Origin of the sequence: Paenibacillus curdlanolyticus YK9, assembly GCF_000179615.1 — a bacterium.
GTDB lineage: Bacteria > Bacillota > Bacilli > Paenibacillales > Paenibacillaceae > Paenibacillus_T > Paenibacillus_T curdlanolyticus.
In genome coordinates, this window is record NZ_AEDD01000001.1 from 456,317 (window position 1) to 480,689 (window position 24,373).

Consider the following 24,373-nt stretch of genomic DNA (forward strand, 5'->3'; position numbering starts at 1 on the left):
CCGATCGGCACCCTTTGATTGGGGGGGATTCCCAGTGTCTCCACTGCGAGCCAGCGCATCGTTCATAAAAAAACAAGCATTCCAATTAGCGTGGAATGCTTGCTGATAGGCTGGATCAACCAATTGTGATGCGGCCCTCCGGCCGCCTGAATTTGTCCTTCTCTGGCTTGCGGGCCAACGCGAACGCTAGTGTGACAGGGCCCAGACGACCAACGAACATCAGCACGATGAGAAAGGCTTTGCCAAAAGAGCTAAACTGATCCGTAATGCCCGTCGACATGCCAGTCGTCGCGAATGCGGAAGTTACCTCGAACAAGAGGGGGAGGAACGGGGCTGACTCCGTCGTTGTTAGCACCATCGTCGCGATGACGATAAGGAAGAACGAGAGGAGCGTGAACGTAATCGCCTTATGAATGCGCTCCTGATCGAGACGTCTCCGGAACAGCACGACGTCTTCGCGTCCTCTGAGCATGGCGATCACAGCAAAGATAAGCACGACTAACGTCGTCACTTTGATGCCTCCTCCAGTGGAGCCAGGCGCGGCGCCTACGAACATTAACAGCAGAATGGCGAATTGGGATGCCTGACGCAATTCGCCTATATCGACTGTGCTTAAGCCAGCGGAACGGGAGCTGACCGATTGCAGCATCGCATTAAGCAGCTTATGGCCGAAGGATAATGGCTGCAGCGTGTTTGGGTTGGTATATTCGAAAATAAAAATGATGATCGTGCCGAACACAATAAGCGCAACGGAGGCTGATAATACGACCTTGGAGTGAAGCGTCAGCCGCTTATTTTGGCGATAGGTAATAAGGTCGGACAGCACGATGAAGCCGAGCCCGCCAAGAATAATGAGAATGATCGAGACGATCATAACGAACGGATCCTCGACGTATTCAATCAAGCTGGCGGAACGATCGGGATACATCCCGAATAAATCGAACCCTGCATTATTAAAAATGGAGATGCTGTGAAACACCCCGAAGTAAATAGCTCGTCCGACTGGCATCTCCGTCATGAATCGCGCAGCTAGCAGGACCGCGCCAACGGCTTCGATCACAAGCGAGTAGATCATTACTTTTTTGATTAAAGGGATAATGCCTTCGAGCGTCGTTTGGTTCATGGCTTCCTGCAGAATAAGCCGCTCCCGGAAGGAAATGCGTCGTCTAAGTACAATCGCAATAAGTGTAGCCATAGTCGTAAAGCCAAGCCCGCCTACCTGAATCAATACCATGAGCGACACTTGCCCGAGCGTAGTGAAATCCATGCCCACATTAATGACGGACAAGCCGGTCACACACGCGGCTGAGGCGGCGATAAACATGGCGTCTAGAAAAGGGAGGGCTTCCCCGCTTGTGTTGGCGCTTGGCGTGGCCAAGATGACGGAACCTATCAAAATAATAACGATAAAGCCAATGGCGAGCGTTTGAGGGGGCGTTAAGCGAAATGCCCTCTTTTTATTCGAGTAATTCAGCATGTATTCATCTCCGAACAGGTGTAAGTATGTATAAAGATGAAATTAGCATACCCTGTATAGTTGGATGGATCAATATTGGTATCCAAAATTAAATTATGCTACGATAAGCACACGTTTACTAGGCAGGATAGGAGAAGGAATAGAGATGAATGAATCAGGTAATGTAAGAAGCAATATTCGAATCGGATCGACGGTAGATATCGTATTGAAAAAGGACCAACGGACCGGCGCGTTAACGCAGGGGGTTGTTCAACAAATATTGACCAATTCGCCTAACCATCCGCATGGCATCAAGGTTCGGCTGCAGGACGGCCAGGTGGGGCGCGTGAAACAGATCCACTCTAACGGGAGTTAGCAAGCATTGTCTGTTTGCTAAAGCTTGCAACTGCCAGTCGGGAAGGACTACACTAGTATAATCAGCTGTGAACGATGAAGGGAGGTGAACCTGTTGTTTGAATTAAACGATCTTATTCCGTATTTGTTCTCAATTAGCGTGTTGTGTTCGTTCGCTTATGTTTACTTCTCTTGGACGGCTAATTCGCCGATGCATTATTATGAGAGCGAGCCGTCGCTGTGGCTTGTAGAAGCCCCGTTGGTGGGTACTGTTCGTGAATGGGCGGATATCAGGCATGGGCTTGTCAGGAAAGTGAAGCGGAAGGAAGCGCCTGATGAAGATGCTTCAGATTGTAACTCCTCGGTAGCGGGACCATGTTCTACTAGACGAGGAGGGTTCAAATGGGAAATACGAAATCGGTCAGCAGCAGGTTCACGGCTTTACGCATCTATGGGTTTTTATTACTGATTGTCGCGTTAATGCTAGTAAGCGGTTGTAGTGCCAAAGGCACGATAGACAGCAGCACGCCTGGCACATTTAATCATTATATTGTCTATCCGTTCTCAGCGGTCATCCAGCATGTGGCTACATGGTTTGACGGCAGCTATGGGTTATCGATTATTGTAATCACACTGCTCGTTAGGCTTATCCTTATGCCATTGATGATCCGGCAGCAAACCGGTCAGCTGGCTATGAGAGCCAAGATGAAGACATTGACGCCAGAATTGAATGCGGTCAAAGAAAAGTACAAGTCGAAGAAAGATGCGGAATCTCAACGGAAGCTGCAGCAAGAGACGATGCAGCTTTACCAGCAGCACGGCGTTAATCCTCTCGCAATTGGATGTCTGCCTTTGCTTATTCAGCTGCCGATTCTGACGGGGTTGTATTACGCGATTCGCATGACTCCTGAGCTGAAAACCCATGCTTTCCTATGGTTTAAGCTAGGCTCTGCGGATCCGATCATGCCGTTTATTGCAGCGGGCGTGTACTTGATTCAATCGTTCGTTTCGCAACGATTATCGGGTTCGGATGCCAGCCAACAGAAGCAGATGGCCATGCTGATGTACTTATCGCCGATTATGATGGGGCTCTTTTCATTCACGGCGCCAGCAGCGCTGCCGTTGTATTGGGCGGTCGGAGGCGTGTTCATGATTGGACAATCGTGGCTGGCCTATAGGCTGTACCATAGACGCACGGGAAAGCTGACGGAACAGTCGGCTGCAAGTCCAATTAGCGCTGAATAAAAGGGAAGGGCGGATCGAGAGGTTCCGCCCTTTTCGCATCAGCAACGCAATAAATAAAGAAAGCCATTGAGTGAATGCACTCAATGGCTCTCTTAGTGATGCTATTAACGGCTGTAGAACTCGACGATTTGTTTTTCGTCGATGTCTTGGGACAGCTCAGCGCGCTCTGGCAGACGAAGGAATTTACCTTCGAGTGCAGCTTCGTTCAGGTCCAAGTAGTTTGGAACATGGCTGCGGCTTTCGCGAGCTTCTTTGATCGATTTCATGCTGCGGCTGCGCTCGCGCAGGCCGATAACGTCGCCAAGTGCAACCGTGTAGGAAGCGATGTCGACTTTTTTGCCGTTAACCGTTACGTGGCCATGGGATACGAGCTGACGTGCGCCTGCACGGGAGTTCGCGAAGCCAAGACGGTAAACGAGGTTGTCCAAACGGCTCTCAAGCAAGAACATGAAGTTTTCGCCGGAGATACCTTTTTGTTTCGATGCGCGATCGAACAGGTTGCGGAATTGCTTCTCGTTCAAGCCGTACATGTGGCGAAGCTTTTGTTTTTCTTGCAATTGAACGCCATAACCGCTAATTTTCTTGCGAAGGTTAGCGCCGTGTTGGCCTGGTGGGAATGGGCGTTTTGCAAGTTCTTTACCCGTACCGCTCAGGGAAATACCGAGACGACGGCTAAGTTTAAATTTAGGGCCTGTATAACGTGACATATGTGTGTAACTCCTTCTTCAAATGTAATTTTGAAAATGGGGTCGCTGTTTCGCCGGAAAATATCTGCTTATCCCAAAGCGCGATAAGTCCTGACAGACTAGTTCAGCCGCTGGCCTGTCAGCGATAAATTCCTAAGGGTGACACAAAAAGCCCCGCCCAACAATCATTAATAAATTTTATAGGAAAACGAACTGCATTGTCAAGTGGAAAGCCATATGGAGCACGGGGAACAACCTTAACAAAACATTTGATTCAAAAGTCCTATGCAACTAGTGCATAATTCATGAGAATACAGTATTATAGTATTACCTACTTTATATTATATTTATTGGTAGACTGCATGAAGGAAGACAGATGAATTCATTCATTTTCTGTTTTGACGGAAGGGCGGTGAGCTACCTGTGCGCCAACATATATTGAACGATGCTGAGACTTCTGCCGGCAGATCTGAACAAGCGTCGGATCTGTGGTATGAGAGTGAAGACATCAACGCCAATGACGTCCCTTATTTGATGTCGTTACTGAGAGAAAGCTTCAGCCAATGGCTTGCAGAGTCGAATGGCTTGCCTTTGATGAATAGCGTAGCGCTGAGCTTGTTCACGCCTGAGCTTGCAGTAGCGGATACTGCGGGAGCACTTGCACGCAACGTTCCTATGGACGAGGTTGCGTTGCAAGCCGCACAAGAGGCATTTGCTGCACAAGCGGCTTCGATTGTACACGGCTCGGGATGCGAGGCGGTTGCAATCCCGCTTATGCGCAGGAAAGATGAGCAGCAGCCGTTCGCGGTGCTTACAGCTGTTGCGCCGGAAGCGGATGACGTTCTAATCGCCCAATTACAAGCGGCGACGTATCATTTGCGAGGCTGTTTCTACAGGCGGTTCGAGCGCATGTTTATTGCAGACATCATCCAGCATCAAAGGATATCCGAACGAGATGCCCAGCATCGCGCTTCTTTGTTTGCTGCCGCAAAGCGGCTGTATGACGGTATCGATGTTGGATCAGTGCTGTCAGAAATGATGCAGAGCCTGGTCGCGCTATATCCTGATTCGCGCATTCGTCTTTATTTGTCTCAGGATCATATGAAAGGGGATGCAAGGGTGAAGCCCTTGCACTTTAATCATCCATCCGGCGATTTTGTAGCGAAGTCGTTTCTTGAGGCGAAGCCTTTCGTGCGCGGCAGAGAAGGCGGGTTAGTCGATTTGGCAGTGCCCATGTCGGGCAAACAAGCGGTTTATGGCGTGCTTCGATTGTTAATTAACGAGGACCTATGGGATGCGGCGGACTTGCCGGCGCTCGTTCTTCTGGCGGATACCGCCGGAAGTGCTTTCGAGAATGCGAAGCTCTATGAGCAATCTAATGTTCTTATCGGCGAGCTGCGGCTTATTAATGAGCTCACGAAGCTATTAAGCCAATCGCTCAAGCTCAAGGATATCTTCAACTATACGACAAGCGAATTGCTTCGGATTTATCAGGCGGATTGCTGCTGCTTGTTAAGCTATGATAAAACGTTAAACAAGTTTGTTGTGATGTCGAGCAACCTCCCATCCTTTGAGAATGAGCAGTTTTCCATCGAGTATGGATTTACGGGCGTGGTGTATCGCTCGCAGGAGCCCGTAATCATATCAGATTACTGGCAGTCTAATAACGTGTCCTCTCGGTGGATGGATGACTCAGGCTCTCGATCGCTGATTGCTGCGCCGATTTTGTCAGGCTCCGAGGTTGTTGGCGTCATTTTGGTCGGTCACCGCAGCCCAAACTACTTCTCTTATGAGAATTACAAGCTGCTGCAGGTGCTGTCGAGTCATATTGGGCTTGCGATGTCGAACGCTTCGCTGCATGCTGAAGTGCGGCGAATGGTCATTACTGACCATTTGACTGGCCTGAGCGCGCGCCATTACTTGAACGACCGGATTCAGCGCAAGCAACGGAAGGATCGCTGCGGCTCGCTCATTGTCGTGGATATCGATAAGTTCAAGAGCATCAACGATACGTATGGGCATCAAGTGGGCGACCAAATTTTGATGCAGGTATCCGAGACGATCAAAGCCTCGATCCGCGAGACGGACATCGCAGCGCGATGGGGCGGCGAAGAATTGGCCATTTATTTGCCAGAAATTCGCAGGGAGCAGGCGTATCGGATCGCGGAACGGATCCGGAAGAAAGTTGAGTTGGAAACGCATCCGTCTGTGACGGTATCCTGCGGGTTGTCAGAGTGGACATTTGAAGATGAGAAAGTAAGCGTTGAATCGCTCTTTTACCGTGCTGACATGGCGCTGTATCAAGCGAAAAACAGCGGGCGTAACCGCATATATATCGGATAGCTGCAAGGAAGGGACACTCGAGTAACACTCGCATAGTGTCCTTTTTTTGTGGTTACATTACCCTTGATAACAGCCATCTCGTACAGGGTGGAGGAGCAAGGATGACCAAAGGTCGATGGTGTAAGAGCTGGTTCATATCTTTTGTATGGTGCGCGGCGATTGGCGGGCTGACCGGCTGCGGCGATGTTTCAGGGACGATGGAACCGGAGAAGTTTTTTTCGCTTTCCGTTTCAGGTCTGGCAGGGAAAGATCAATATACATTCCAAGGCCAAAGCGGCGTGGTATTGCCCGCCGGCGTCCGCGTACATGCCTTACAGTACCGAGGGGAGATTTCGGCGCATTCGCGTATGAAGGTCCAATTGAGCGGCGATGGAGACGGGGCTGGAGGAAGCAAGGGAATCGGGCTGCTGTCCACGACGGACGAATGGCGGGCAATACCTCGGAAGGGTGCTGACCAATGGACGCAAGTACCCGACATGAAGGGATTGGGCGCTAAATCGATGACGGGCGCGCAGACAAGCGGAAAGCTTCATTCCTGGAGCGAGGAAAGCTGGGCAGGCATTAACCCTGTTGAACGGCTGGAGCGCATTAGAGATGCTGCTAAACGCGTTATGTACGATGAGTCGGATAACGATAGCGGATATCGCGTGGTACGCATCGTTCTCGACGGGGCAGCGGCGAAGAAGGACTGGAGCGATCGCATACAAGCGGAGTGGAGCAAGGTGAAGGGCGAGCAGCCCCTACTGGCGGCATCAAGCCACATGAAGAGCAGTACATGGCAAGCGGCGTATGCTGAGGCGGATAAACAACTGCAAGCGATGCTGCGATCGCTGACGGCAGAGACAACCATTATTTTAAAGGCTGATCGTCGTTCCATGCTGCCGCTTCACATTACAGAGCAATCCAAGCTACAGTTTATGTCGGAAGGACAGGCAAGAGAAGAATTTTATACGAATGAAGTCAACTTCGGTGATTACTGATTCATTGACTGTTCTATGTGCAACTGATGAGGTAACCATGCTACGATACACGAGAGCAATAAAGATGGTGAGCAAGGGGGCTCGAACGATGTACGATAGCAGGTTAAAGCAATTAGCGGAAAATTTGGTCCAATACTCGGTTGATGTGCAGCCTGGCGAAAATATTCTGATTGACTATACGGGCAGTGAGCGCGAGCTGGTGAAGCAGCTGGTTGAAGAAGTGGCCAAACGTGGAGGCCGCCCATTCGTAGAAACAAGTGATCGGGGCGTGCTGCGCGCCTTGCTTCGCAATGCATCCAAGGAGCAGCTGGAAATATGGGCGGAGCTTGATCTGGCGCGCATGAAACGCATGCAGGGCTATATTGCCGTCCGGTCCGGCGATAATGTGAATGAGCTGTCTGACGTGCCAAGCGATCACATGAAGTTGTACGAGTCGATCTATCGTCACCCGGTTCACTCCGAGCAGCGAGTCAAGAAGACTAGGTGGGTCGTGCTGCGATACCCGAATGCATCTATGGCTCAATTAGCCAATATGAGCAATGAAGCATTCGAGAATTTTTATTTCGATGTGTGCAATCTCGACTACAGCAAGATGGAGAAGGCGATGGAGCCCCTGCGCCAGTTGATGCTGAAGACGGATCGTGTTCGAATTGTAGCGCCTGGAACGGAGTTGACTTTCTCGATTAAAGGCATTGGGGCTGTTAATTGTTCGGGTCACCGCAACATTCCTGATGGGGAGGTGTACTCGGCGCCGGTCCGCGATTCGGTACAAGGAACGATTACCTACAATACGCCTTCGATCTATTCAGGCGTTACGTTCGAGCAAGTTTCATTTACTTTCGAAAATGGAAAAATCGTGCATGCGACAGCCAATGACACGAAGCGGCTGAACGAAATTTTGGATTCAGACGAGGGTGCCCGTTACATCGGGGAATTCAGCCTAGGGTTTAATCCCTATATTTTGCATCCGATGAAAGATATTTTGTTTGATGAGAAAATTGCAGGCAGCCTGCATTTCACTCCGGGTCAAGCTTATGAGCAGGCCGATAACGGCAATCGTTCTGCGGTCCATTGGGATCTTGTGCTGATTCAGCGACCTGACTATGGAGGCGGAGAAGTTTACTTCGACGATGTGTTGATTCGTAAAGATGGAATGTTCGTAATTGATGCGCTTACAGGATTAAATCCAGAAAATTTGAGATAACGGGATAGATTACATTTTTTCTCTTGAATGACGCTTCTTTTCACGGTATGATGAAGACGTTATTAAGGAAATGGTTACTATCTAGGGTGGAGGGATCTTCATGTCCAACAATGCAGCAATCGTAGAAATTTCCCAAACAGCTAGCCAATTTCGGTCCTCGATCGTTCTTCAAGCGGAAAACAAATATATTGACGTGAAAAGCATTCTTGGTTTGTTTACGACGTTGCTCGGCGGTCAATCGTATGAGTTGCACGTTCACGGTCCGGATGCTGAAGAGGCGAAAAAGGCAATGGCGAATGTATTTGCTAAACATAACTTGAACATTACGGTGATTAGCGAATAATGTTGTGGAAGAGAAAGCGCCCTTAATGGGCGCTTTGTTCTGTTTGCTCCTTGTACTTATTTGCATTTTCGTCTAATATAAAGAATATAGAAGACGGCGAAGAATGCGCACAGGGGGGAAAACGATGTCTTCACCGGATGTTATGGAGCATTTGCATCAGAAAGCATTCAATCTTCTCGAGGAAGATGCCAATAAAATCGAAAAGCTGATCGAAGTTCAGATGGAAAACTTGACGACGCGTCAATGCCCTCTTTATGAGGAAGTATTGGATACGCAGATGTATGGCTTCTCCCGTGAAGTTGATTTTGCGGTGAGAGCAGGACTGGTTGAAGAATCAGTTGGTCGGGACATCGTGAGCAAGCTGGAACGGAACTTAGCTAAGTTGTATGAAGCATTGAATAACAAGGAGTAGTCTCGCATGCGAGGCTGCTTTTTTTTATGCGATGCTGATCAGGAAGGATCATTCAATTAAAAAACAAGGCCAGGGAGTTTTCCTAGGCCTTGTTTTAATCTGTTCAAACGTTTGTACAAAAGAGAAATTAGGACCATTGCCCATGTTCTTCGAGCATAGTTACCGCTAATACAAACATCGCGTGCGACCAAGTCAGAGGCACAACCCATGCGGTTTCGCCAGTGTGCTGGTCAACCTGTTCAGGCAGGAGGCCTGTTTCCGTTTGATGGTCGATTGCCCATTGCAGAAGCTTTTTGGCCTCCTCATAACGACCGGTTTGAATCCGATAGTGCGCAAGCCATAGCGTTGTCAAGATCCAAGGGTTGCCGCCGATGTAATTGTCATCCTCATACCGCTTGATGCCGCCAACGTTAGGGCTGGTCAGGAGCTGCTCAATCGTGTCAGCTGTTCGCTGCATATAAGGATGATCAGCAGGCACTGCCGCGAATGGTACGGAGATGCCGAGCAAGCTAATGTCCACGATTGGATCATGCTCCACAACATGGCGAGTATACTGCTTGAGCCCGGCAGTCGTGTAAGCGCCTTTGCCGCTAGCGATAGCTTCCTCGTACTCCGATTGTGAAACGGTCAGCTTCAGGCCGCGATAGAAGCTGCCTTTGTCCTCGTTCCAGCATAGGTTCTCGATAGATGCCGCGATGCGGTCAGCCGCAGTTTGCCATGCATCTCGATTCGATTGCTCGCCAAGCAGTTCTGCAAAGGATGCCGCAGCTCTGAAAGCGCCGAACACGGCAGCAGCAGAATATGTATGCTCAGCCTCGCGTTCTTCCCACAGATCGTTGCTTGGCAGCGGGAGGCCTGTCTCTTCGTCCAAATACGAAAGCAAGAAGTCTGTGCCTTTCGATACAGCCGGCCATACGCGCTTCGCGAATGCCAGGTCCTGTTTCGTCTGATAATGCTGCCACATGCCCCAAATAATCGAAGCGCCTTCATCAATCTGCAATCCCCAGGATGGCGCAAGCGAGCCGTCGTGATAGTGGCGCTGCTGCCACGAGCCGTCAGGGTCTTGTGCGGTTAATGCCCAGTCGTAGAATCGATCGGATAGTCCATGCAAGCCTGCTTGGTCTAGCGCAGTCGTGATGAAGGCAGCGTCACGTCCCCAACAATAAGCATAGCCGCCGCAGCGGGAGAAGGTCTCGTCGAATTCAGGAGCAGCTACGATGCTTCCCGTCTGCTCGTCTGACATCAGCTTGAACATGAGGAGCGAACGCTCGTACAATTGCTTGACGCTTGGCAGATCGGTCGGGCAAGGCGCCGCCTCTGCAAGATATTGATGCCAATATTCCGTCGTCAGCTGAACCCATGCATCAGAAGGCTGCGATTTGGCTTCTTGCAGCGTTTTCCAAACAGCCGGACGATCACTGCCAACTGCAATGTATACCGGGATCGTAATCGATTGTCCAGGCTGAACGGCTTGGAAGCTCCACGCTAAAGCGCCATCTGGCTGCATGTCGATGACGTTGCCGTTTAGCTCACCTGTTTCAGCAGCTGACCATGCATGACCCGCCTGAAACTTTGTGCATACGTTTGCGCTAGAAAGCGCAAAAAAAGTGCCGCTGCGATAATGCAACAAAGCATCCTCGGCAGGCTCGAATAACGTCGTGTTATAAAGCTGGCTTTCCCGAATATGGAACGAAGAGTAAAGAAGCCATTCGAAGTCAACTGGCGCGTTTCCATTGTTCGTGAGAGTATGCTCCATGACGAGGAGGTCACGATTCGGTACGGCGAAATAACGGCTCGAAACGCGAACTGGAGTTTGCGTGCTCTGGGACTTGATTTGCAAAATATTCGTGCGTGCAACATAGTCAGCTTCGCTGGACCAGTCGTTATTCGCATCGTCCATCCACTCGGTGCGATCGTTGAAACGGATTCCAAAACGGACAGCATCAGCATGCTGAGGGAAATCGATATGCGGCCACCAAAGCCGATACAGCGTGCCCGACCGCCCAAAGGCGGCGAGCATGGATCCATTACCAACAATTGCGTCGATGAGATAAGGTTTATTAGCGTTCATTTTGTAATAGTCAGCCTCTCTTATTCGTAGTCATTAAAGAAGATTCGCGGATCATGAGACGGTGCGGAATAATGATTTGCTTCTGGTGAGCGGGTTCATCATTAACGGCGCGGACGAGTGTTTGCGCTGCAATATAACCGAGCTGATAAGTGCCGATATCGATGGAACTGATCGGAGGCGTGGCTAACTCTGACAGTGCGATGTTATTAAAGCTTACGAGGCTAATATCATCAGGAACCGAGTAGCCTAGCTCGTTTAATCCGCGTAAAACGCCAAATGCAACAACATCGTCGATGACAACAAGCGCAGTAGGGCGCTCGGGCAAGCTCATAATAAGAGACATTGCGCGATAGCCGCTTTCTTGCAAAAATTCGCCTTCTACGATCCAATCGGGACGGACAGGCAGACCTGCGGCCTCCAATGCGCTGCTGTAGCCGCTAAGACGATCGCCAGAGACAGTTAAGTTAATTGGACCGCTTACAAAACCAATCCGCTCATGACCTTGGCTAATTAAATGCTGCGTTGCATCAAATGCGGCTTGTTTATTGTCGTTATCGACGGATAAAGCATCTGGATAAGAATCGCTGCGTCCAATAAGCACAAAAGGAAACGCTTGCTGAACTAGAAAAGCAACAATTGGGTCATTTATGCGGGAGCTAATCAAGATGACACCGTCCACACGCCGTCCGCGCACAAGTCTCGATACCGTTTCGATTTCATCGTGTTCGCTCGTAGCAGTCGTCATGAGCATGTCATAGCCCGCTCGATTCGCCTGCGTCAAAATGCCGCGAAGCAGCTCTCCGAAGAAAAAGTTCTGGAATAGCTCTTCTGCCGGTCTTGGAAGCAGGATTGCGAGCGTGTTCGTCGTTTTGGAAACGAGGCTCTTCGCCATGACATTCGGATGATACCCAAGCTCATCCATTATTTTTTTTACTTTGCGTGAAGTATCCAAACTGATGCGCGGGTGGTTGGATACAACCCTCGACACGGTGGAAGGGGAAACGCCTGCAATTCTTGCAATATCTTTGATTGTGACCATAACGACAACAGCCTCTCTGTGCAATCGTTTGAAATGTTACTGCCCCTATGTTATAGCAAGTAGCGATTATTGTAAATAGACAGGCTATTTCTGTCCATTTTCCTAGAAAAAAATACAAAAAAAGTGCTGAAGTAGGAAGCGGAATCCTACATCAACACTTTTTGATGGTACAAAGGCGGAGGGAACTGCGTCTATCGTTGTGCCAGCACCGCAAACCCGAATGGCTCGAGCGAGATGCTGCAAGCATTTGTTCCTGCACCGGACATCGTCATGCCGCTGGATAATTGATCCGACCAGTGGAGTTGGCTGATGGAGGCGGGAGGCGCATAAGTTAAAGCTTGGTCTGATGCGTTAATAACGATCAGCAGCCGGTCATTGTCGTCAAAACGCTCATAGGCGAGTAAGTGGCTGCCATGCTGAGCGTTTACGAACTGCAAGCCAACTCCCCGAAGTGCTGCGTAGCGCGAGCGTAAGGACAGGGCGTTTTTGTAAAAGCTTAGCAGCGACTGGTTTTGCTTATAGGGGTCCCAAACCATGCATTGCCGGCATCCCGGATCGCCTTCGCCGTTCATGCCTACTTCATCTCCGTAATAAATGCAAGGCGTGCCAGGGTACGTAAGCTGGAACAACGCTGCCAATCGCATCCGCCGTTCCTCGTCGCCGCAAAGCGTCAGAAGGCGAGGCGTATCGTGGCTATCCAGCAGGTTGAAGGCTACCTCGGTAACCTGCTGCGGGTACTCCGCTAGCTGGCGTCCGATGGCATCGGCGAATTGCTTCGCATCCTTTTTGCCATAAGCGAAAAAGTCGAGCACGGCATTGGTGAAAGGATAGTTCATAACAGCATCGAACTGATCGCCCTGCAGCCACATGAGAGAATCATGCCAGATTTCGCCTAAAATATAAGCGTCAGGATTCGCACGTTTCACCGTTTGCCGGAACTCGCGCCAGAACGCATGATCGACCTCGTTGGCAACGTCGAGGCGCCAGCCATCAATGCCAATTTCCTCAATCCAATATTTGGCTACATCGAGCAAATATTGCTTCACTTCAGCATTCTCCGTGTTCAGCTTCGGCATCGTCGGAGCAAAGCTGAAGGTTTCATACGTTGGAATGCCGTCCTGTACGCCGATGGGCCATTCCCGAACATGGAACCAATCTGCATAACGAGAGCTTGCTCCATTGGCTAGCACGTCAACGAACGGTGGGAATGTGCGTCCGGCATGGTTAAATACCGCATCGAGCAGGACGCGAACGCCGCGAGCATGGCAATCGTCTACAAGCTGCTTGAGCAGCTCGTTCGTTCCGAAAGCAGGGTCGACCTGCATATAGTCAGTGGTATCATATTTGTGATTCGTGGGCGCAAGGAATACCGGCGTAAAGTAGATGGCATTGATGCCCAGGTCAGTGAGATGGTCCAAATGATCAATGACGCCTTGCAGGTCGCCGCCGAAGAAATTGGTAGGCGTAGGCTCTCCGCCCCATGCCTCGGTGCCTTCAGGGTTTAGAGAAGGGTCGCCATTGGCGAAGCGTTCCGGAAAAATTTGATAGAACACCGCGTCCTTTACCCAAGCAGGCGGCTGGAATAGGTCGATAGGGTTTAAATAGGGATAATCGAAGAAGGCCATCGGGTCTGCAGGCGCTTCGGTTTCGAAGGCATGCTCGGTCAAGTAAATGATCTCGCCGTCTGCTCCAGTAAGCTTGAAGGCATAGCGAAGACGTCGGAAAGGAGGCTTGACCGCTGCTTCCCAATAGTCGAAGAGGGCGTCGGAAGAGAGGATATGCATCGCTGCGGTTGCAGCCGTCTTGTCCCAATCATATTTATCGCCGTGGATCGCTTCCACAGACTGTACATCATCTCGTTTGGTGCGAATGCGGAGAAACACTGTATCTTGGTTGTATGCGAACGCCCAGTTTTGCTTAGGGCGGTGATAGATCGCTTCTTTTAGCATCGTGATTGTCTCCTCTACATGATGAAGGTGATGAGGCATATAAATATGTTTCCATGCCGGATAAAAATAAAAAAGGCACAACCTTGGAGTTCGCCATCTTGACGTCCGAGGTTGTACCTTCGTGATTTGCACAGGTAGCATTGCCTTTAAATTGTGTAGGTTAGGTGCTGGGCAACCGGTTTCTTAACTCATTATAGCGGATTGCGGCTAATCGCGCTAGCCTTTACACCAAATAGAACGCAAATCCGAGAATGACATAGAGCATAAGCAGCAGGACACCCTCATACCAGTTGGTAGCTCCGTCTTTGGAAATCGACTTGGCGATAAACACCGATACCCCGATCGCTGTCAATTCGATTGGCGAGAATACGATGTCCATCCAAGAGCCTTTATTAAACAGCGTACTAACCAAAATAAGCACAGGCGCGACGAATAATGCAATTTGCAAGCTGCTTCCGATCGCAATTTCGACGGCTGCGCCGATTTTATTTTTCATCGCCAGCATAATCGCAGCGCTATGCTCTGCCGCGTTACCGACGATCGCAATGACGAATGCCCCTACGAAGAGCTCAGACAGCCCAAATTTGTGCGTAAACGAGTCCAGCGTATGAACGAGCCATTCGCTCACGAAAGCGACCATAACGGTGGCTACAACGAGCATAAGCACGGAGACGCCTTTGGACCAAGCAGGCTCTTCGCCATGATCCGCTGACATTTCTTCATCCGCCAGCATATCCTTGTGCGTGATCATGGAGAAGACGAGCCAGAGCAGGTAACATACGATGAGAATGCATGCAACCGCGATGCTTAGCAATTTGTCCTGATCTAGCGAGAAATGTTCGATCTTCACGAACACAGCAGGCACAAACAGCGCGACAATCGCAAGCGTCATCAGCGTGCCATTATGGTCTGCTAACCTTGCATTAAAGCGCTGCTCCTTGTACTTCAATCCGCCAAGCAGGACGCTTAGGCCGAGCACGAGCAGCAGGTTGCCGATGATGGAGCCGGTAATGCTCGCCTTCACCATATCGAACAGCCCTTCTTTGACTAAGAAAATAGCAATGATTAACTCCGCGGCATTACCGAATGTCGCATTTAGAAATCCGCCGAGACGTTGGCCAGCATAGTGGGCGACGCTTTCGGTCGCTTTTCCAAGAAAGCCAGCGACGAACACGATGGCGATTGCTGAGATAACGAATTGCAGGGTCATATCCCAATGGCCAAAATGGCCGATCGCGCTCAGCGCAAACATAACAATCAAGCCTAGAAAAAACAGTTTCTGTCTCACAATTGGACACCTCGTTTTACAACATTGTGCGTTAGCTGATCAATACTATACTAAAAATTAGTTTTCATGTAAACTTTCCCATATTCGACGGCATTCGCGGCTTGCTTCACGGCGGTCGTTCTATTACAATAATAGCAAATGGTAAATGATGAGGAGTGAGCGACATGACTGAACAACTTCAAACCGGCCTTATTCGAATATCCGACGACGTCGTCGCTACGATCGCTGGATTGGCTGCGTTAGAGACGCCAGGAATTGCTGCAATGTCAGGCGGAATTTCTGAAGGGCTCGCAAAGCGTCTGAGCGGTAAAAACGTTCAAAAAGGCGTGTCGGTGGAGGTCGGCCAACTCGAGGCAGCTATAGATTTGCGCGTCATTGTCAAGTATGGCATTCCGATTCATGAGGTCAGCCGCCAACTGCAATTAAACGTACGCGAATCGGTCGAGAACATGACAGGCCTGCACGTCGTTGAAGTGAATATTAAGGTTGAAGGCGTGGCTTTCAAGGAAGAAGAAGTAGCAGACGTGGATTCCACCCGCGTGAAATAATTTCGATTCATGTTAAACGCCCCTCAACGGCCGTAAGGCTCGTTGAGGGGCGTTTATTTATCTCGCAGCAGGCTTAACAGCTCGATCACTGCGATAATACTCCCGAGATATGCTTAGCAGGACGCCCATACATAGCAGGACGACGATAATGGAGGACCCGCCATAGCTGATGAAAGGAAGCGTCACGCCCGTAATCGGGATGGCGCCTGTAACGCCGCCAATGTTAATGAATGCTTGGAAGCCGATAAGTCCGACGATTCCCGTACCTACGACCGTACCATACGTATCGGGGCAGCGGAGGGCGACGATCAGTCCGCGCCATAGGAAGAGCAGGAAGATGAGCAAGAATGCGACGCTTCCGATGAACCCAAACTCTTCGGCGATGATAGAAAAGATAAAGTCATTGTACGGAAACGGCAAGTAGTCCAGCTTCTGTACGCTTTGTCCGAAGCCCGCGCCTGTAAGTCCGCCGTGGCCGAGCGCGCCTAATGAGCGAACGAGATGAAAGCCGCTATCCTGCGCAGTGTCGAGCGGATGAAGGTAGGAAGTAAACCGGTTAATGCGATACAACGATTTGCTCGGATTAATAAGCGCCGAGAAGGACAGATATAGAACGAATCCGATAATCGCAACAAGTCCCGCCGAAGCGAGCTGCTTTAAATTCGCTCCCCCGCCAACCATCATGAACGCAGCGGTTGTTGCGATGATCACGCAGCCGCCGAGATCGGGCTGATTCATGATTAGGCCGCAAAACAATCCCAGGATAATAAAAACGGGCAGCAGCCCTCTTTTGAAATCGCGGAACGTTTCGCCCTTCTTGGCGATCAGTCGGCCCAAATACAATATAATGGCAAGCTTGGCGAACTCCGTCGGTTGAATGCCGAAGCTGCCGATATAGAGCCAGCTTCGAGCGCCATGCACTTCTGTTGCGATGTAGGGCACGATAGCTAACAATCCGAGCGACCCTACGATATACAGCATGCCGATCCCTTTCTGAAACGACAGATAGGGCATGTTCATACAGGCGAACATGCCAATCAAGCCGATTGAAGCAAACATGATCTGACGTTTCAAAAAGAATAAGGAATCGTAATGGTAGCGCGAGTCTGCTACCGCAATGCTGGAGCTGGAGCTGAAAACCATAACGAGACCGAAGCCGACGAGCAGAATAATGAGCACGAGCAGCAAAAAATCAGGTCGACCTTTCGATGTGGTTCCCGTTTTTGTCTTCATATCCTGATTCCTGCTAAGCGAGCAGTTTGCGCAATTGTTCGAGCCGTTGAGTAGCAATGCTCAAAATTTGTTGCGGCACTTGCGATTCATAATCGAGACCATGCGGGAATGTGCCGCGGCCGAGGTATACGGATTCGATGGACAGGATCGCGCTGGACGATTCCAGCTTGCCTTCGATCGCGCGTGTGTTAAACCGGACGAAGTATACTTCGTTATTTGATTTATCTTCCAGTTTAAGATCGTATGTAGCGCGGGTGTATTCCCACTGCCATCTAACGAATCCGAGCTTGTCCGCCGATTCGTCTAAGTGGCCCAAATCGCTCGTCATGCCGTTTAATCCCGTATTTTCGATAATCATTTGTTGTTGACCTCCTAATGTTCAAAAGAGAAATTGTTACTGTCACCCGTCAATTGGCGGATGATGGGGATTGTATTCTTTACCCATGATAGTATGTTTCCCCTTTGCGCGCAAGCCTTGCACGAAGTGGTCGGAAATCGTGGCTGGACTACCCTTGCATGGTCGTATTCTGGTACAATTGATTTCATATGTAAGTTTGAAGCGATAGGGAGGGGACACGGTATGTCGACACGATGGGATCCGTCAGAACAACTACAAACTGCATATGCGGATATGGTCGAGTGGCGCCGCTATTTGCACCGTCATCCCGAGCTTTCGTTCCGGGAGAAACAAACGTCGTCGTGGATTGGAGAGAAGCTGCGCTCGTTCGGATGCGACGTGCGAGAAGGCGTTGGCGGTTATGGCGTTGTCGCGGAATTGTCCGGCGAACAGGCTGGCCCATGCGTAGCACTGCGTGCCGATATCGACGCGCTTCCTATCCAGGATGCCAAATCATGCGATTATGCATCAACCGTACCAGGGGTCATGCATGCATGCGGCCATGATGCCCATACCGCCACAATGCTTGGGATCGTGCGTAGCTATGCGGTTAATCGCTCGCAATGGAAGGGCACTCGCCGATTCCTGTTTCAGCCGGCTGAAGAGCTTTGTCCAGGTGGCGCGCTGCCGATGATCAAGGACGGCGTATTAGATGGCGTAGACGCGATCTATGGCGTTCATTTGTGGACGCCGCTACCCTATGGGAAGGTAGCTTCCAGAGGCGGCCCTTTCATGGCGGCGCCGGATGAGTTTACGATTGAAGTGACAGGAAAAGGCGGGCACGGCGGACTGCCTCACCAGACGATAGATGCTGTAGTGGTAGGCGCGTCGCTCGTACAGGCTTTGCAAACGATCGTTAGCCGCAATGTGGATCCGACCGATCCGGCAGTGGTAACGGTGGGGGCATTTCAAGCGGGCTCTACAGGCAACGTCATTGCAGAACGTGCCGTTCTTCATGGCACCGTCCGAACGTTCCGGCACGAGGTGAGGGCTGGCATACGAACTCGTATGGAAACAATCGTTCAGCATATTGCAGCGATGTTCGGTGCCCAGATCTCGCTGGACTATCGTGAGGGCTATCCGGCAGTGGTGAACGATGCTGGAGAGGCGGAGCGATTCGACTCGGTTGCCAAGCATTTGTTTGGCGATGAAGCGGTGCAGCATTCCGGTTTGATTATGGCAGGCGAAGATTTCTCTTATTATTTGCAGCGGGTTCCGGGCTGTTTCATGTTCGTAGGAGCTGGCAACGAGGCATGCGGCGCTGTTTATCCGCATCATCACCCCCGCTTTGACATTGACGAACGCGCGATGTTACATGCCGCAAGGCTGTTGATTGGAGTAGCGGAGCATCGGGCTTCAGGAGCGATGCCATCGGATGAGTAATCGATTAGAGCGTCTTTTGTTCCGAATATTCGGGACGAAAGGCGCTTTTCTTTTTATCTAATGACGGATAATAATTCCACCTTTTTTTCAAACTAATAAAGTTAAAGTTCGAACAGATGCGGAGTGATGGAATTGCATACAGCTTCAGTAAATGCCTCTACGCCAAAGCCGCTCATCGTGCTTGCCGACTTGACTGTCCTGCTCGATGAGCGGATGCAGGAAAGCCAGGCAGCCAGAGAAGCGCTTAGCCGGTTTGCGGATCTTGAGAAAAGTCCGAGCTTTATTCATACCTATCGGATTTCGCCGTTATCGTTATGGAATGCAGCATCCTCTGGCATAGCCGCCAATGTTGTGCTGGACACGCTGGCTCGCTTTAACCGATACCATGTGCCAAAGGGAGTAGAGGATCGGATTCGGGAGTTAATGGAGCGGTTTGGACGTTTAAGGCTAGACCGTTGCGCGAACGACAAGCTTAGGCTGACCGGGGATGAAGCGCTGCTGGCGGCGATCCGACTAGAGCCCTCCATTCAGGCTTGTCTCGAATCTAATGGCAATCAATCGGGGCTAAGCGTTCGGGGTGATCGAAGAGGGGCAATCAAGCGAGAACTGACCCGTTTAGGCTATCCAGTCATCGATTGTGCCGGTTACCGCATGGGGGAATTGCTCGCTGTGACGCTTCGTTCAAAGACGAAAAATGGTTCGCCATTCGTTTTGCGGGACTATCAGCATGAAGCAGTTGAACGGTTTCATGAGGAGGGCACAGTGGCGGGCGGAAGCGGGGTCATGGTGCTGCCTTGCGGTGCCGGCAAGACGATCATTGGGATCGGTGCAGTTGCCCGCTTGCAGTGTGCCACGCTCATTGTGACATCAAGCTTAACCTCCGTTCAGCAGTGGAAGTCGGAATTGTTGGACAAGACGACGTTAGAGGAGGAGGCGATTGGCGAATATTCGTCTCAGTCCAAGCAAGTCCGCCCGATAACCATTGCTACGTATAACATGTTGGCAACTGGCGGCGGGGCAGAGGGGGAGTATCGTCATATGGCGTTATTTAACGAACGGGACTGGGGCTTGATTATTTATGATGAGGTTCATATGCTGCCTGCCCCTGTGTTCCGATTGACAGCGGAGCTTCAGGCGACACGCAGGCTAGGTCTGACTGCCACGCTAATTCGCGAGGATGGTCGAGAGACCGATGTGTTCTCCTTAATTGGCCCTAAGCGTTATGAGCTTCCTTGGAAAGAGCTTGAACGGCAAGGGCAGATCGCTGAGCTTCGCTGTGAAGAGGTTCGCGTGCCATTGCCAGACGGAGTAGCACATAGCTACTGGACAAGCGATGCGCGAACGAGGACTCGAATGGCGGCAGAAAATCCGAATAAAACAGCCGTTGTACGCCAGCTATTGGAGCGCCATAGAGACAAGCCTGCACTAGTCATTGGCGCTTATCTTAGCCAATTGAAACAAATTGCGGCATCGCTAGACGCGCCTTTGCTTACAGGCGAAATGGCGCATAACGAGCGGACGCATATTTATGAATCGTTCCGGAGAGGGGAGCATCCTGTGCTCGTCGTATCCAAGATTGCGAATTTCGCCGTTGATTTGCCGGATGCGGCAATTGCCGTACAAGTGTCTGGCACGTTCGGTTCTCGCCAAGAGGAAGCGCAGCGCATCGGCAGGCTGCTGCGTCCGAAGAAGGAGCACAACGAAGCCGTCTTCTATACGCTTGTTTCCGAAGGAACCAAAGAGGTTGACTACGCCATGAAGAGGCAGCAATTTATGACAGAGCAAGGCTATCGATACGGGATGAGTGCAGTTCAAATCGGCGAGGAGGGAAGAACATGATGCTTGCCTATTGGACAAGCCGCATGTCGATGGATGCTGTTGCACGTGTACAAACTGCATCTATATGGTCCAATGCTAAGTCAATCGAATGGCCAAGATCGGCGCTTGAGCCTGAAATTCTGAAAGAAGTTAAGCGGCGGCTGTCGGTTAACGCAAGTCGATTGCTGGGTTATTGGATTCGCGAGGCTGGTCCGCTGCCCATGCCTGAGGAGCGGATTTTGAATACGGGGGTTCGTGGAATCGGATTGGCAGGCGCTGAAGTGCGAGCCGCTCTTCATGAGCTGTGCGAATACGGCATTTTATTTGCTGTTCGCAAATCGTGGGGGGAACGGCTATTCTTCCTGCCGCGCGACAGCTACATGGCCTGGAGAAGAGCGCAAGGCTATGACGAGTCGTATTGGAAGGAAGCGCCATCGGCAGGCGGCAGCTTCGATGGGGCCGGGCGCCGGGTTTCTGAGCAGCTGCCGTTAGGCAGACGGCTGGTGCGGGCCTATGCTGCGCTCAAACGGACGGAATTGAAGCTGACAGCCAAAGGCTTATTTCCAAAGAAGACAATTGCTGATTCGCTGTCGGCACTTGGATGGGAACAGGCTGACGCTGCGGCGCTGTTCGATTTTGTAAAGCCCGTTCACCTTGAGCATTATCCCGCTCCATTCGCTGTTGTGCTGGACGTTGCGGCTAAGCTGGGATTGCTGAGACGGGCTCAAGCTACCGTCGGCTTTGCGTGGGACAACGTTCGGCTTGAGCAATGGCTCATGGGCAGTCCGTTGCTGCGCGAAGCGGAGCTGCTGCGGCTCATCACGATGCATTACAGCTGGGAAGGCGCAGAGATGATATCGTTTACGTCGGAGCTTCTGCTGTTAAAGCCAAGAGTCGAATATAGCGTCAATCAGCCTCTGACCAGCTGCCAGAACAGCTGGATGCAAGTGATGAGCAGATTCGGATGGGCAAATGCAGCTGCCCGTGAGGATGGATCTATGAGCTACTGCTGGCTGATTGATCCTTGGGAGCCTGAGAAAACGACGGATGAGGAAGCATATTCGTTGACGGAAGATATTCCCTTAATCGTGCTGCCGGATGGAGAGCTTATCGTTTCCCCGAGTGCAAGCTATGACTTAACCTGGACATTGGAGCAGGCAGCGCAATGGGTTCGTGACGATGCAGTTTCGATTTATCGGCTTACGAGCCAATCGGTAGCAGCGGCTGTGGAAGGCGGCATGGATCAGGAGAAGCTGCTGAACGCGCTGCGAGAGGCTTCCGGCGGCTTGCCCATTCCGGAGGAGTTGGAGCGTGCAGTCGGTCACTGGGCAGCGCAGGCCAATCGCACGATGCTTGAAGAGGTGCTGCTGCTCCGCTGCGATTCAGTCGAAATCGCCAATGCTGCATACGCTCATCCAGCAATTAAAGGCTTGCTTGCGGAAAGGATCGGAGAACGCAGCTTTATTGTCCGTCCTGCAGACGTACCGTCGCTTCGGCAGCAATTAGAGCGTGCTGGATGGCCGCTAGCGAAGAACAAACCGTCTGCAATTCCGGCATTGGAGCAGTCATCCAATGAAGGGCAGCTGGTCGAAGCAGGACCGTTCATCGTAGATGGGCATGCTCTTCAAATTTATGAACTCGAATCGCCAGAGCGCATTGTTGCAGATGCTGGCAACAGCAAAGACAATCAGGCCTATGCGCCAGCGCAATGGCCGGCTTCATGGACGGGGCAGCTGCGTGCGTATCATCATTCGACCAGGCGGCAAATCGTTGAGAGCGCTTTGGCGTGGGGAGCGCCAATCGAGATCAAGTCCGAGGGACGTCTTGTTGAACTGGTGCCGGAGCGATTAAGCGGTTTTGCAGATCGATGGGTGGTATCGGGTTTCTTGCGCGGCCAAACCGATGAAGTTGTAACGCCTGTAGACTTATCTCCCCATATGTGGGAAGAAATGAGGATTATTATCCCGTCTCCCTTCGTAGATAATAAGCGGGAATAACCACGCTCTATCGTTCCGTCCTCTGAAATGGTATAGTAAAGAAGAGCCAAATTAGATGAATTCCGAAGGAAGGTGTATGGATGCCAACGGTAGAACATCAGTCCGAGATTGAAATTAGCGCGTTTACGGATAGCGGCTATTTGGAATCAATCGATATGACTGCATTGTTGATGGAAGCTTATGATTTAGGAGATAGTATTAACCATTCGGCGGAAGTCGCCGATTATTTATATTGGAAAGCCGTAGTCGATCAAGATGCGGATGTGCAGGCTGTCGTAAAGCAATTCGCGAAGGCGAGAGAGCAATTCGCCGATTGTGAACGATTCGGAAGGTTTCATCCGGATTTTCATGCGGCTAAGGATCGGGTTGCAGCCGTGCAGGCACAGCTAGAATCGTTCGATTGTGTCCGTAAATTTAAAGCAGCGGAGCATGAGGTGGATACGATGCTTTATGAAGTGTCGCGCATCATCGCTGATGCTGTTTCAGAGTCCGTAAAGGTGCCGAGCAATGATCCTAACCCGAAAGGAAGTGGCTGTGGAAGCGGCGGCTCCTGCGGCTGCGGAAGCGGAGGCTGCGGATAGCGAACGGAAGAAAGCGGATTCGCCGCTGGAAACGAGGGGAGGGACGTTATGATTGCAGATCGTACGGGATATATCATTTGGGTATCCGATTTGAAAGCAGCAAGATCTCTGGACAAATATGGAACCGTTCACTACATGTCTAGAAAGATGCACTATGTCGTATTCTATGTGGATACGGACCGTGCGGAGGATACGGCTCGCAATGTGGCTCGATTGCCGTTTGTTAAGAAAATTGAGCGTTCCTACCGAAACGAGCTAAAAACGGAATATACGAAGAATGTACCGGATAAGTCGCGATTTTACAGTCTATAATGACTATGATAGGCATAAACCCGGATAGGATTAATCGTATATTTACGCGGCGTATTGTCCTGCCTATTCTTGTTGGTGTATAGAAAATTTTTTTGAATAAGGCTGGACAAGCGGTATGAGGCTCGTTATATTTCATATATTGGTAATACAATTTATAACAATATTGGCGACCGCTTAATTTACTGTTGAAATATCAGGCTGGAATGGTAGAATGGAAGCGTGCATAAAAATAGTAACAAAGGCCTGCTTCCCGGGGAGGGGTGAGTCGGGATGAGAGACAAAACGACCGAGAGATGGAGTACTTACGAACCGTTTCATGTAGAACTGGCGGATAAGAAGGTGGCGGATGTTGTCATCACGAATCATGCCAAAAGTCGGTGGGCGGATCGCGTAGAAAGCGAAAAGACCGGGTTTGCTGATATTGCCGAGTTTATGTGGCAGTGTTTGAAGCAAGGGCGTATCGCTTCGTACTATCGCAACGAACAGGATGTTTATTTAATCGATGACGATCTCGTTTTCGTTGCTGAGTTCGCCGAGCTTGAGAAGGAAAGGGATCTGATTGGGAATCCGCTTCACAAGATGATTGTGGTCACCTTCTTAGGTCGAATGTCAGAGACGATTGAGCTTCGCGACTTGAAGTCGTATTATTCATGGTTGCGTCATTCAAGGAGAATGACATTGATTAAGAACAGCAGAAAGCGTAAATAGCATACGATCGAATGGAGGGGCGCCGA

General features: G+C 50.6%; 22 protein-coding genes. 14 read left to right on the top strand and 8 right to left on the bottom strand.

Annotation, left to right across the window (positions count from 1 at the left end):
* Nucleotides 1-115: 115 nt before the first annotated feature.
* On the bottom strand, nucleotides 116-1,477 hold the full coding sequence (locus PAECUDRAFT_RS02115; protein WP_006036443.1) for a TrkH family potassium uptake protein: 1,362 nt from the start codon (nucleotides 1,475-1,477) through the stop codon (nucleotides 116-118).
* A gap of 145 nt (nucleotides 1,478-1,622) precedes the next feature.
* On the opposite strand from PAECUDRAFT_RS02115, the gene PAECUDRAFT_RS02120 reads away from it, so the two are divergent.
* Both PAECUDRAFT_RS02120 and yidC read left to right on the top strand, forming a co-directional pair.
* Nucleotides 1,623-1,832: a YwbE family protein gene (locus PAECUDRAFT_RS02120; RefSeq protein WP_006036444.1), complete on the top strand. Its 210-nt coding sequence runs from the start codon at nucleotides 1,623-1,625 to the stop codon at nucleotides 1,830-1,832.
* Nucleotides 1,833-2,212: 380 nt separating this feature from the next.
* The gene (gene yidC, locus PAECUDRAFT_RS02125) at nucleotides 2,213-3,055 is read left to right on the top strand and encodes a membrane protein insertase YidC (protein ID WP_006036445.1); all 843 of its coding nucleotides are present in this window, start codon (nucleotides 2,213-2,215) and stop codon (nucleotides 3,053-3,055) included.
* A gap of 104 nt (nucleotides 3,056-3,159) precedes the next feature.
* On the opposite strand, the gene rpsD is transcribed toward yidC, so the two are convergent.
* The gene (gene rpsD / locus PAECUDRAFT_RS02130; protein ID WP_006036446.1) at nucleotides 3,160-3,762 is read right to left on the bottom strand and encodes a 30S ribosomal protein S4; all 603 of its coding nucleotides are present in this window, start codon (nucleotides 3,760-3,762) and stop codon (nucleotides 3,160-3,162) included.
* 402 nt (nucleotides 3,763-4,164) lie between these two features.
* Between rpsD and PAECUDRAFT_RS02135 the strand changes: the two genes are divergently transcribed.
* The 5 genes from PAECUDRAFT_RS02135 to PAECUDRAFT_RS02155 all read left to right on the top strand — a co-directional run bounded on the left by PAECUDRAFT_RS02135 (nucleotide 4,165) and on the right by PAECUDRAFT_RS02155 (nucleotide 9,023).
* A complete protein-coding gene (locus PAECUDRAFT_RS02135; RefSeq protein ID WP_006036447.1) occupies nucleotides 4,165-6,084 on the top strand; it encodes a sensor domain-containing diguanylate cyclase in 1,920 nt (639 codons plus the stop codon).
* Nucleotides 6,085-6,185: 101 nt separating this feature from the next.
* Nucleotides 6,186-7,064: a hypothetical protein gene (locus PAECUDRAFT_RS02140; RefSeq protein ID WP_006036448.1), complete on the top strand. Its 879-nt coding sequence runs from the start codon at nucleotides 6,186-6,188 to the stop codon at nucleotides 7,062-7,064.
* 88 nt (nucleotides 7,065-7,152) lie between these two features.
* Nucleotides 7,153-8,268 carry an aminopeptidase gene (locus PAECUDRAFT_RS02145; RefSeq protein ID WP_006036449.1) on the top strand — a complete coding sequence of 372 codons (1,116 nt, stop codon included), beginning with the start codon at nucleotides 7,153-7,155 and terminating at the stop codon, nucleotides 8,266-8,268.
* 100 nt (nucleotides 8,269-8,368) lie between these two features.
* A complete protein-coding gene (locus tag PAECUDRAFT_RS02150) occupies nucleotides 8,369-8,611 on the top strand; it encodes an HPr family phosphocarrier protein (protein WP_006036450.1) in 243 nt (80 codons plus the stop codon).
* Nucleotides 8,612-8,735: 124 nt separating this feature from the next.
* The gene (locus tag PAECUDRAFT_RS02155) at nucleotides 8,736-9,023 is read left to right on the top strand and encodes a YlaN family protein (protein ID WP_006036451.1); all 288 of its coding nucleotides are present in this window, start codon (nucleotides 8,736-8,738) and stop codon (nucleotides 9,021-9,023) included.
* A gap of 127 nt (nucleotides 9,024-9,150) precedes the next feature.
* Here PAECUDRAFT_RS02155 and PAECUDRAFT_RS02160 read toward each other — a convergent pair whose 3' ends face one another.
* The 4 genes from PAECUDRAFT_RS02160 to cax form a co-directional block, all read right to left on the bottom strand.
* Nucleotides 9,151-11,094 (bottom strand): glycoside hydrolase family 15 protein, encoded by a 1,944-nt coding sequence (locus PAECUDRAFT_RS02160; RefSeq protein ID WP_006036452.1) that lies wholly within the window; start codon nucleotides 11,092-11,094, stop codon nucleotides 9,151-9,153.
* Between the two features lie 10 nt (nucleotides 11,095-11,104).
* Nucleotides 11,105-12,133: a LacI family DNA-binding transcriptional regulator gene (locus PAECUDRAFT_RS02165; protein ID WP_006036453.1), complete on the bottom strand. Its 1,029-nt coding sequence runs from the start codon at nucleotides 12,131-12,133 to the stop codon at nucleotides 11,105-11,107.
* 191 nt (nucleotides 12,134-12,324) lie between these two features.
* Nucleotides 12,325-14,082, bottom strand: coding sequence for a glycoside hydrolase family 13 protein (locus tag PAECUDRAFT_RS02170; RefSeq protein WP_006036454.1), 1,758 nt, complete (start codon nucleotides 14,080-14,082; stop codon nucleotides 12,325-12,327).
* A gap of 223 nt (nucleotides 14,083-14,305) precedes the next feature.
* Nucleotides 14,306-15,370: a calcium/proton exchanger gene (gene cax / locus PAECUDRAFT_RS02175; RefSeq protein ID WP_006036455.1), complete on the bottom strand. Its 1,065-nt coding sequence runs from the start codon at nucleotides 15,368-15,370 to the stop codon at nucleotides 14,306-14,308.
* A gap of 164 nt (nucleotides 15,371-15,534) precedes the next feature.
* Here cax and PAECUDRAFT_RS02180 point away from each other — a divergent pair, with 164 nt between their 5' ends.
* On the top strand, nucleotides 15,535-15,918 hold the full coding sequence (locus tag PAECUDRAFT_RS02180) for an Asp23/Gls24 family envelope stress response protein (protein WP_006036456.1): 384 nt from the start codon (nucleotides 15,535-15,537) through the stop codon (nucleotides 15,916-15,918).
* A 57-nt stretch (nucleotides 15,919-15,975) separates the two neighbouring features.
* Here the strand turns inward: PAECUDRAFT_RS02180 and ftsW are convergent, their stop codons facing one another.
* A complete protein-coding gene (gene ftsW / locus PAECUDRAFT_RS02185; RefSeq protein ID WP_006036457.1) occupies nucleotides 15,976-17,151 on the bottom strand; it encodes a putative lipid II flippase FtsW in 1,176 nt (391 codons plus the stop codon).
* 13 nt (nucleotides 17,152-17,164) lie between these two features.
* Entirely contained in the window at nucleotides 17,165-17,509 is a 345-nt protein-coding gene (locus PAECUDRAFT_RS02190; protein WP_006036458.1) for a YugN family protein, read from the bottom strand.
* Nucleotides 17,510-17,731: 222 nt separating this feature from the next.
* Between PAECUDRAFT_RS02190 and PAECUDRAFT_RS02195 the strand changes: the two genes are divergently transcribed.
* The 6 genes from PAECUDRAFT_RS02195 (at nucleotide 17,732) to PAECUDRAFT_RS02220 (ending at nucleotide 24,347) form a co-directional block, all read left to right on the top strand.
* Nucleotides 17,732-18,931 carry a M20 metallopeptidase family protein gene (locus PAECUDRAFT_RS02195; RefSeq protein WP_006036459.1) on the top strand — a complete coding sequence of 400 codons (1,200 nt, stop codon included), beginning with the start codon at nucleotides 17,732-17,734 and terminating at the stop codon, nucleotides 18,929-18,931.
* A 126-nt stretch (nucleotides 18,932-19,057) separates the two neighbouring features.
* The gene (locus tag PAECUDRAFT_RS02200; RefSeq protein ID WP_050794248.1) at nucleotides 19,058-20,770 is read left to right on the top strand and encodes a DNA repair helicase XPB; all 1,713 of its coding nucleotides are present in this window, start codon (nucleotides 19,058-19,060) and stop codon (nucleotides 20,768-20,770) included.
* Nucleotides 20,767-22,746 carry a helicase-associated domain-containing protein gene (locus PAECUDRAFT_RS02205; RefSeq protein ID WP_040710981.1) on the top strand — a complete coding sequence of 660 codons (1,980 nt, stop codon included), beginning with the start codon at nucleotides 20,767-20,769 and terminating at the stop codon, nucleotides 22,744-22,746. The genes PAECUDRAFT_RS02200 and PAECUDRAFT_RS02205 overlap by 4 nt, the downstream gene beginning before the upstream one ends.
* Before the next feature lie 80 nt (nucleotides 22,747-22,826).
* Complete coding sequence (locus tag PAECUDRAFT_RS02210) at nucleotides 22,827-23,327, top strand: YlbF family regulator (protein ID WP_006036462.1); 501 nt, start codon at nucleotides 22,827-22,829, stop codon at nucleotides 23,325-23,327.
* 48 nt (nucleotides 23,328-23,375) lie between these two features.
* Nucleotides 23,376-23,639 carry a YlbG family protein gene (locus tag PAECUDRAFT_RS02215; protein WP_006036463.1) on the top strand — a complete coding sequence of 88 codons (264 nt, stop codon included), beginning with the start codon at nucleotides 23,376-23,378 and terminating at the stop codon, nucleotides 23,637-23,639.
* A gap of 270 nt (nucleotides 23,640-23,909) precedes the next feature.
* A complete protein-coding gene (locus PAECUDRAFT_RS02220) occupies nucleotides 23,910-24,347 on the top strand; it encodes a hypothetical protein (protein WP_006036464.1) in 438 nt (145 codons plus the stop codon).
* Nucleotides 24,348-24,373: the final 26 nt, after the last annotated feature.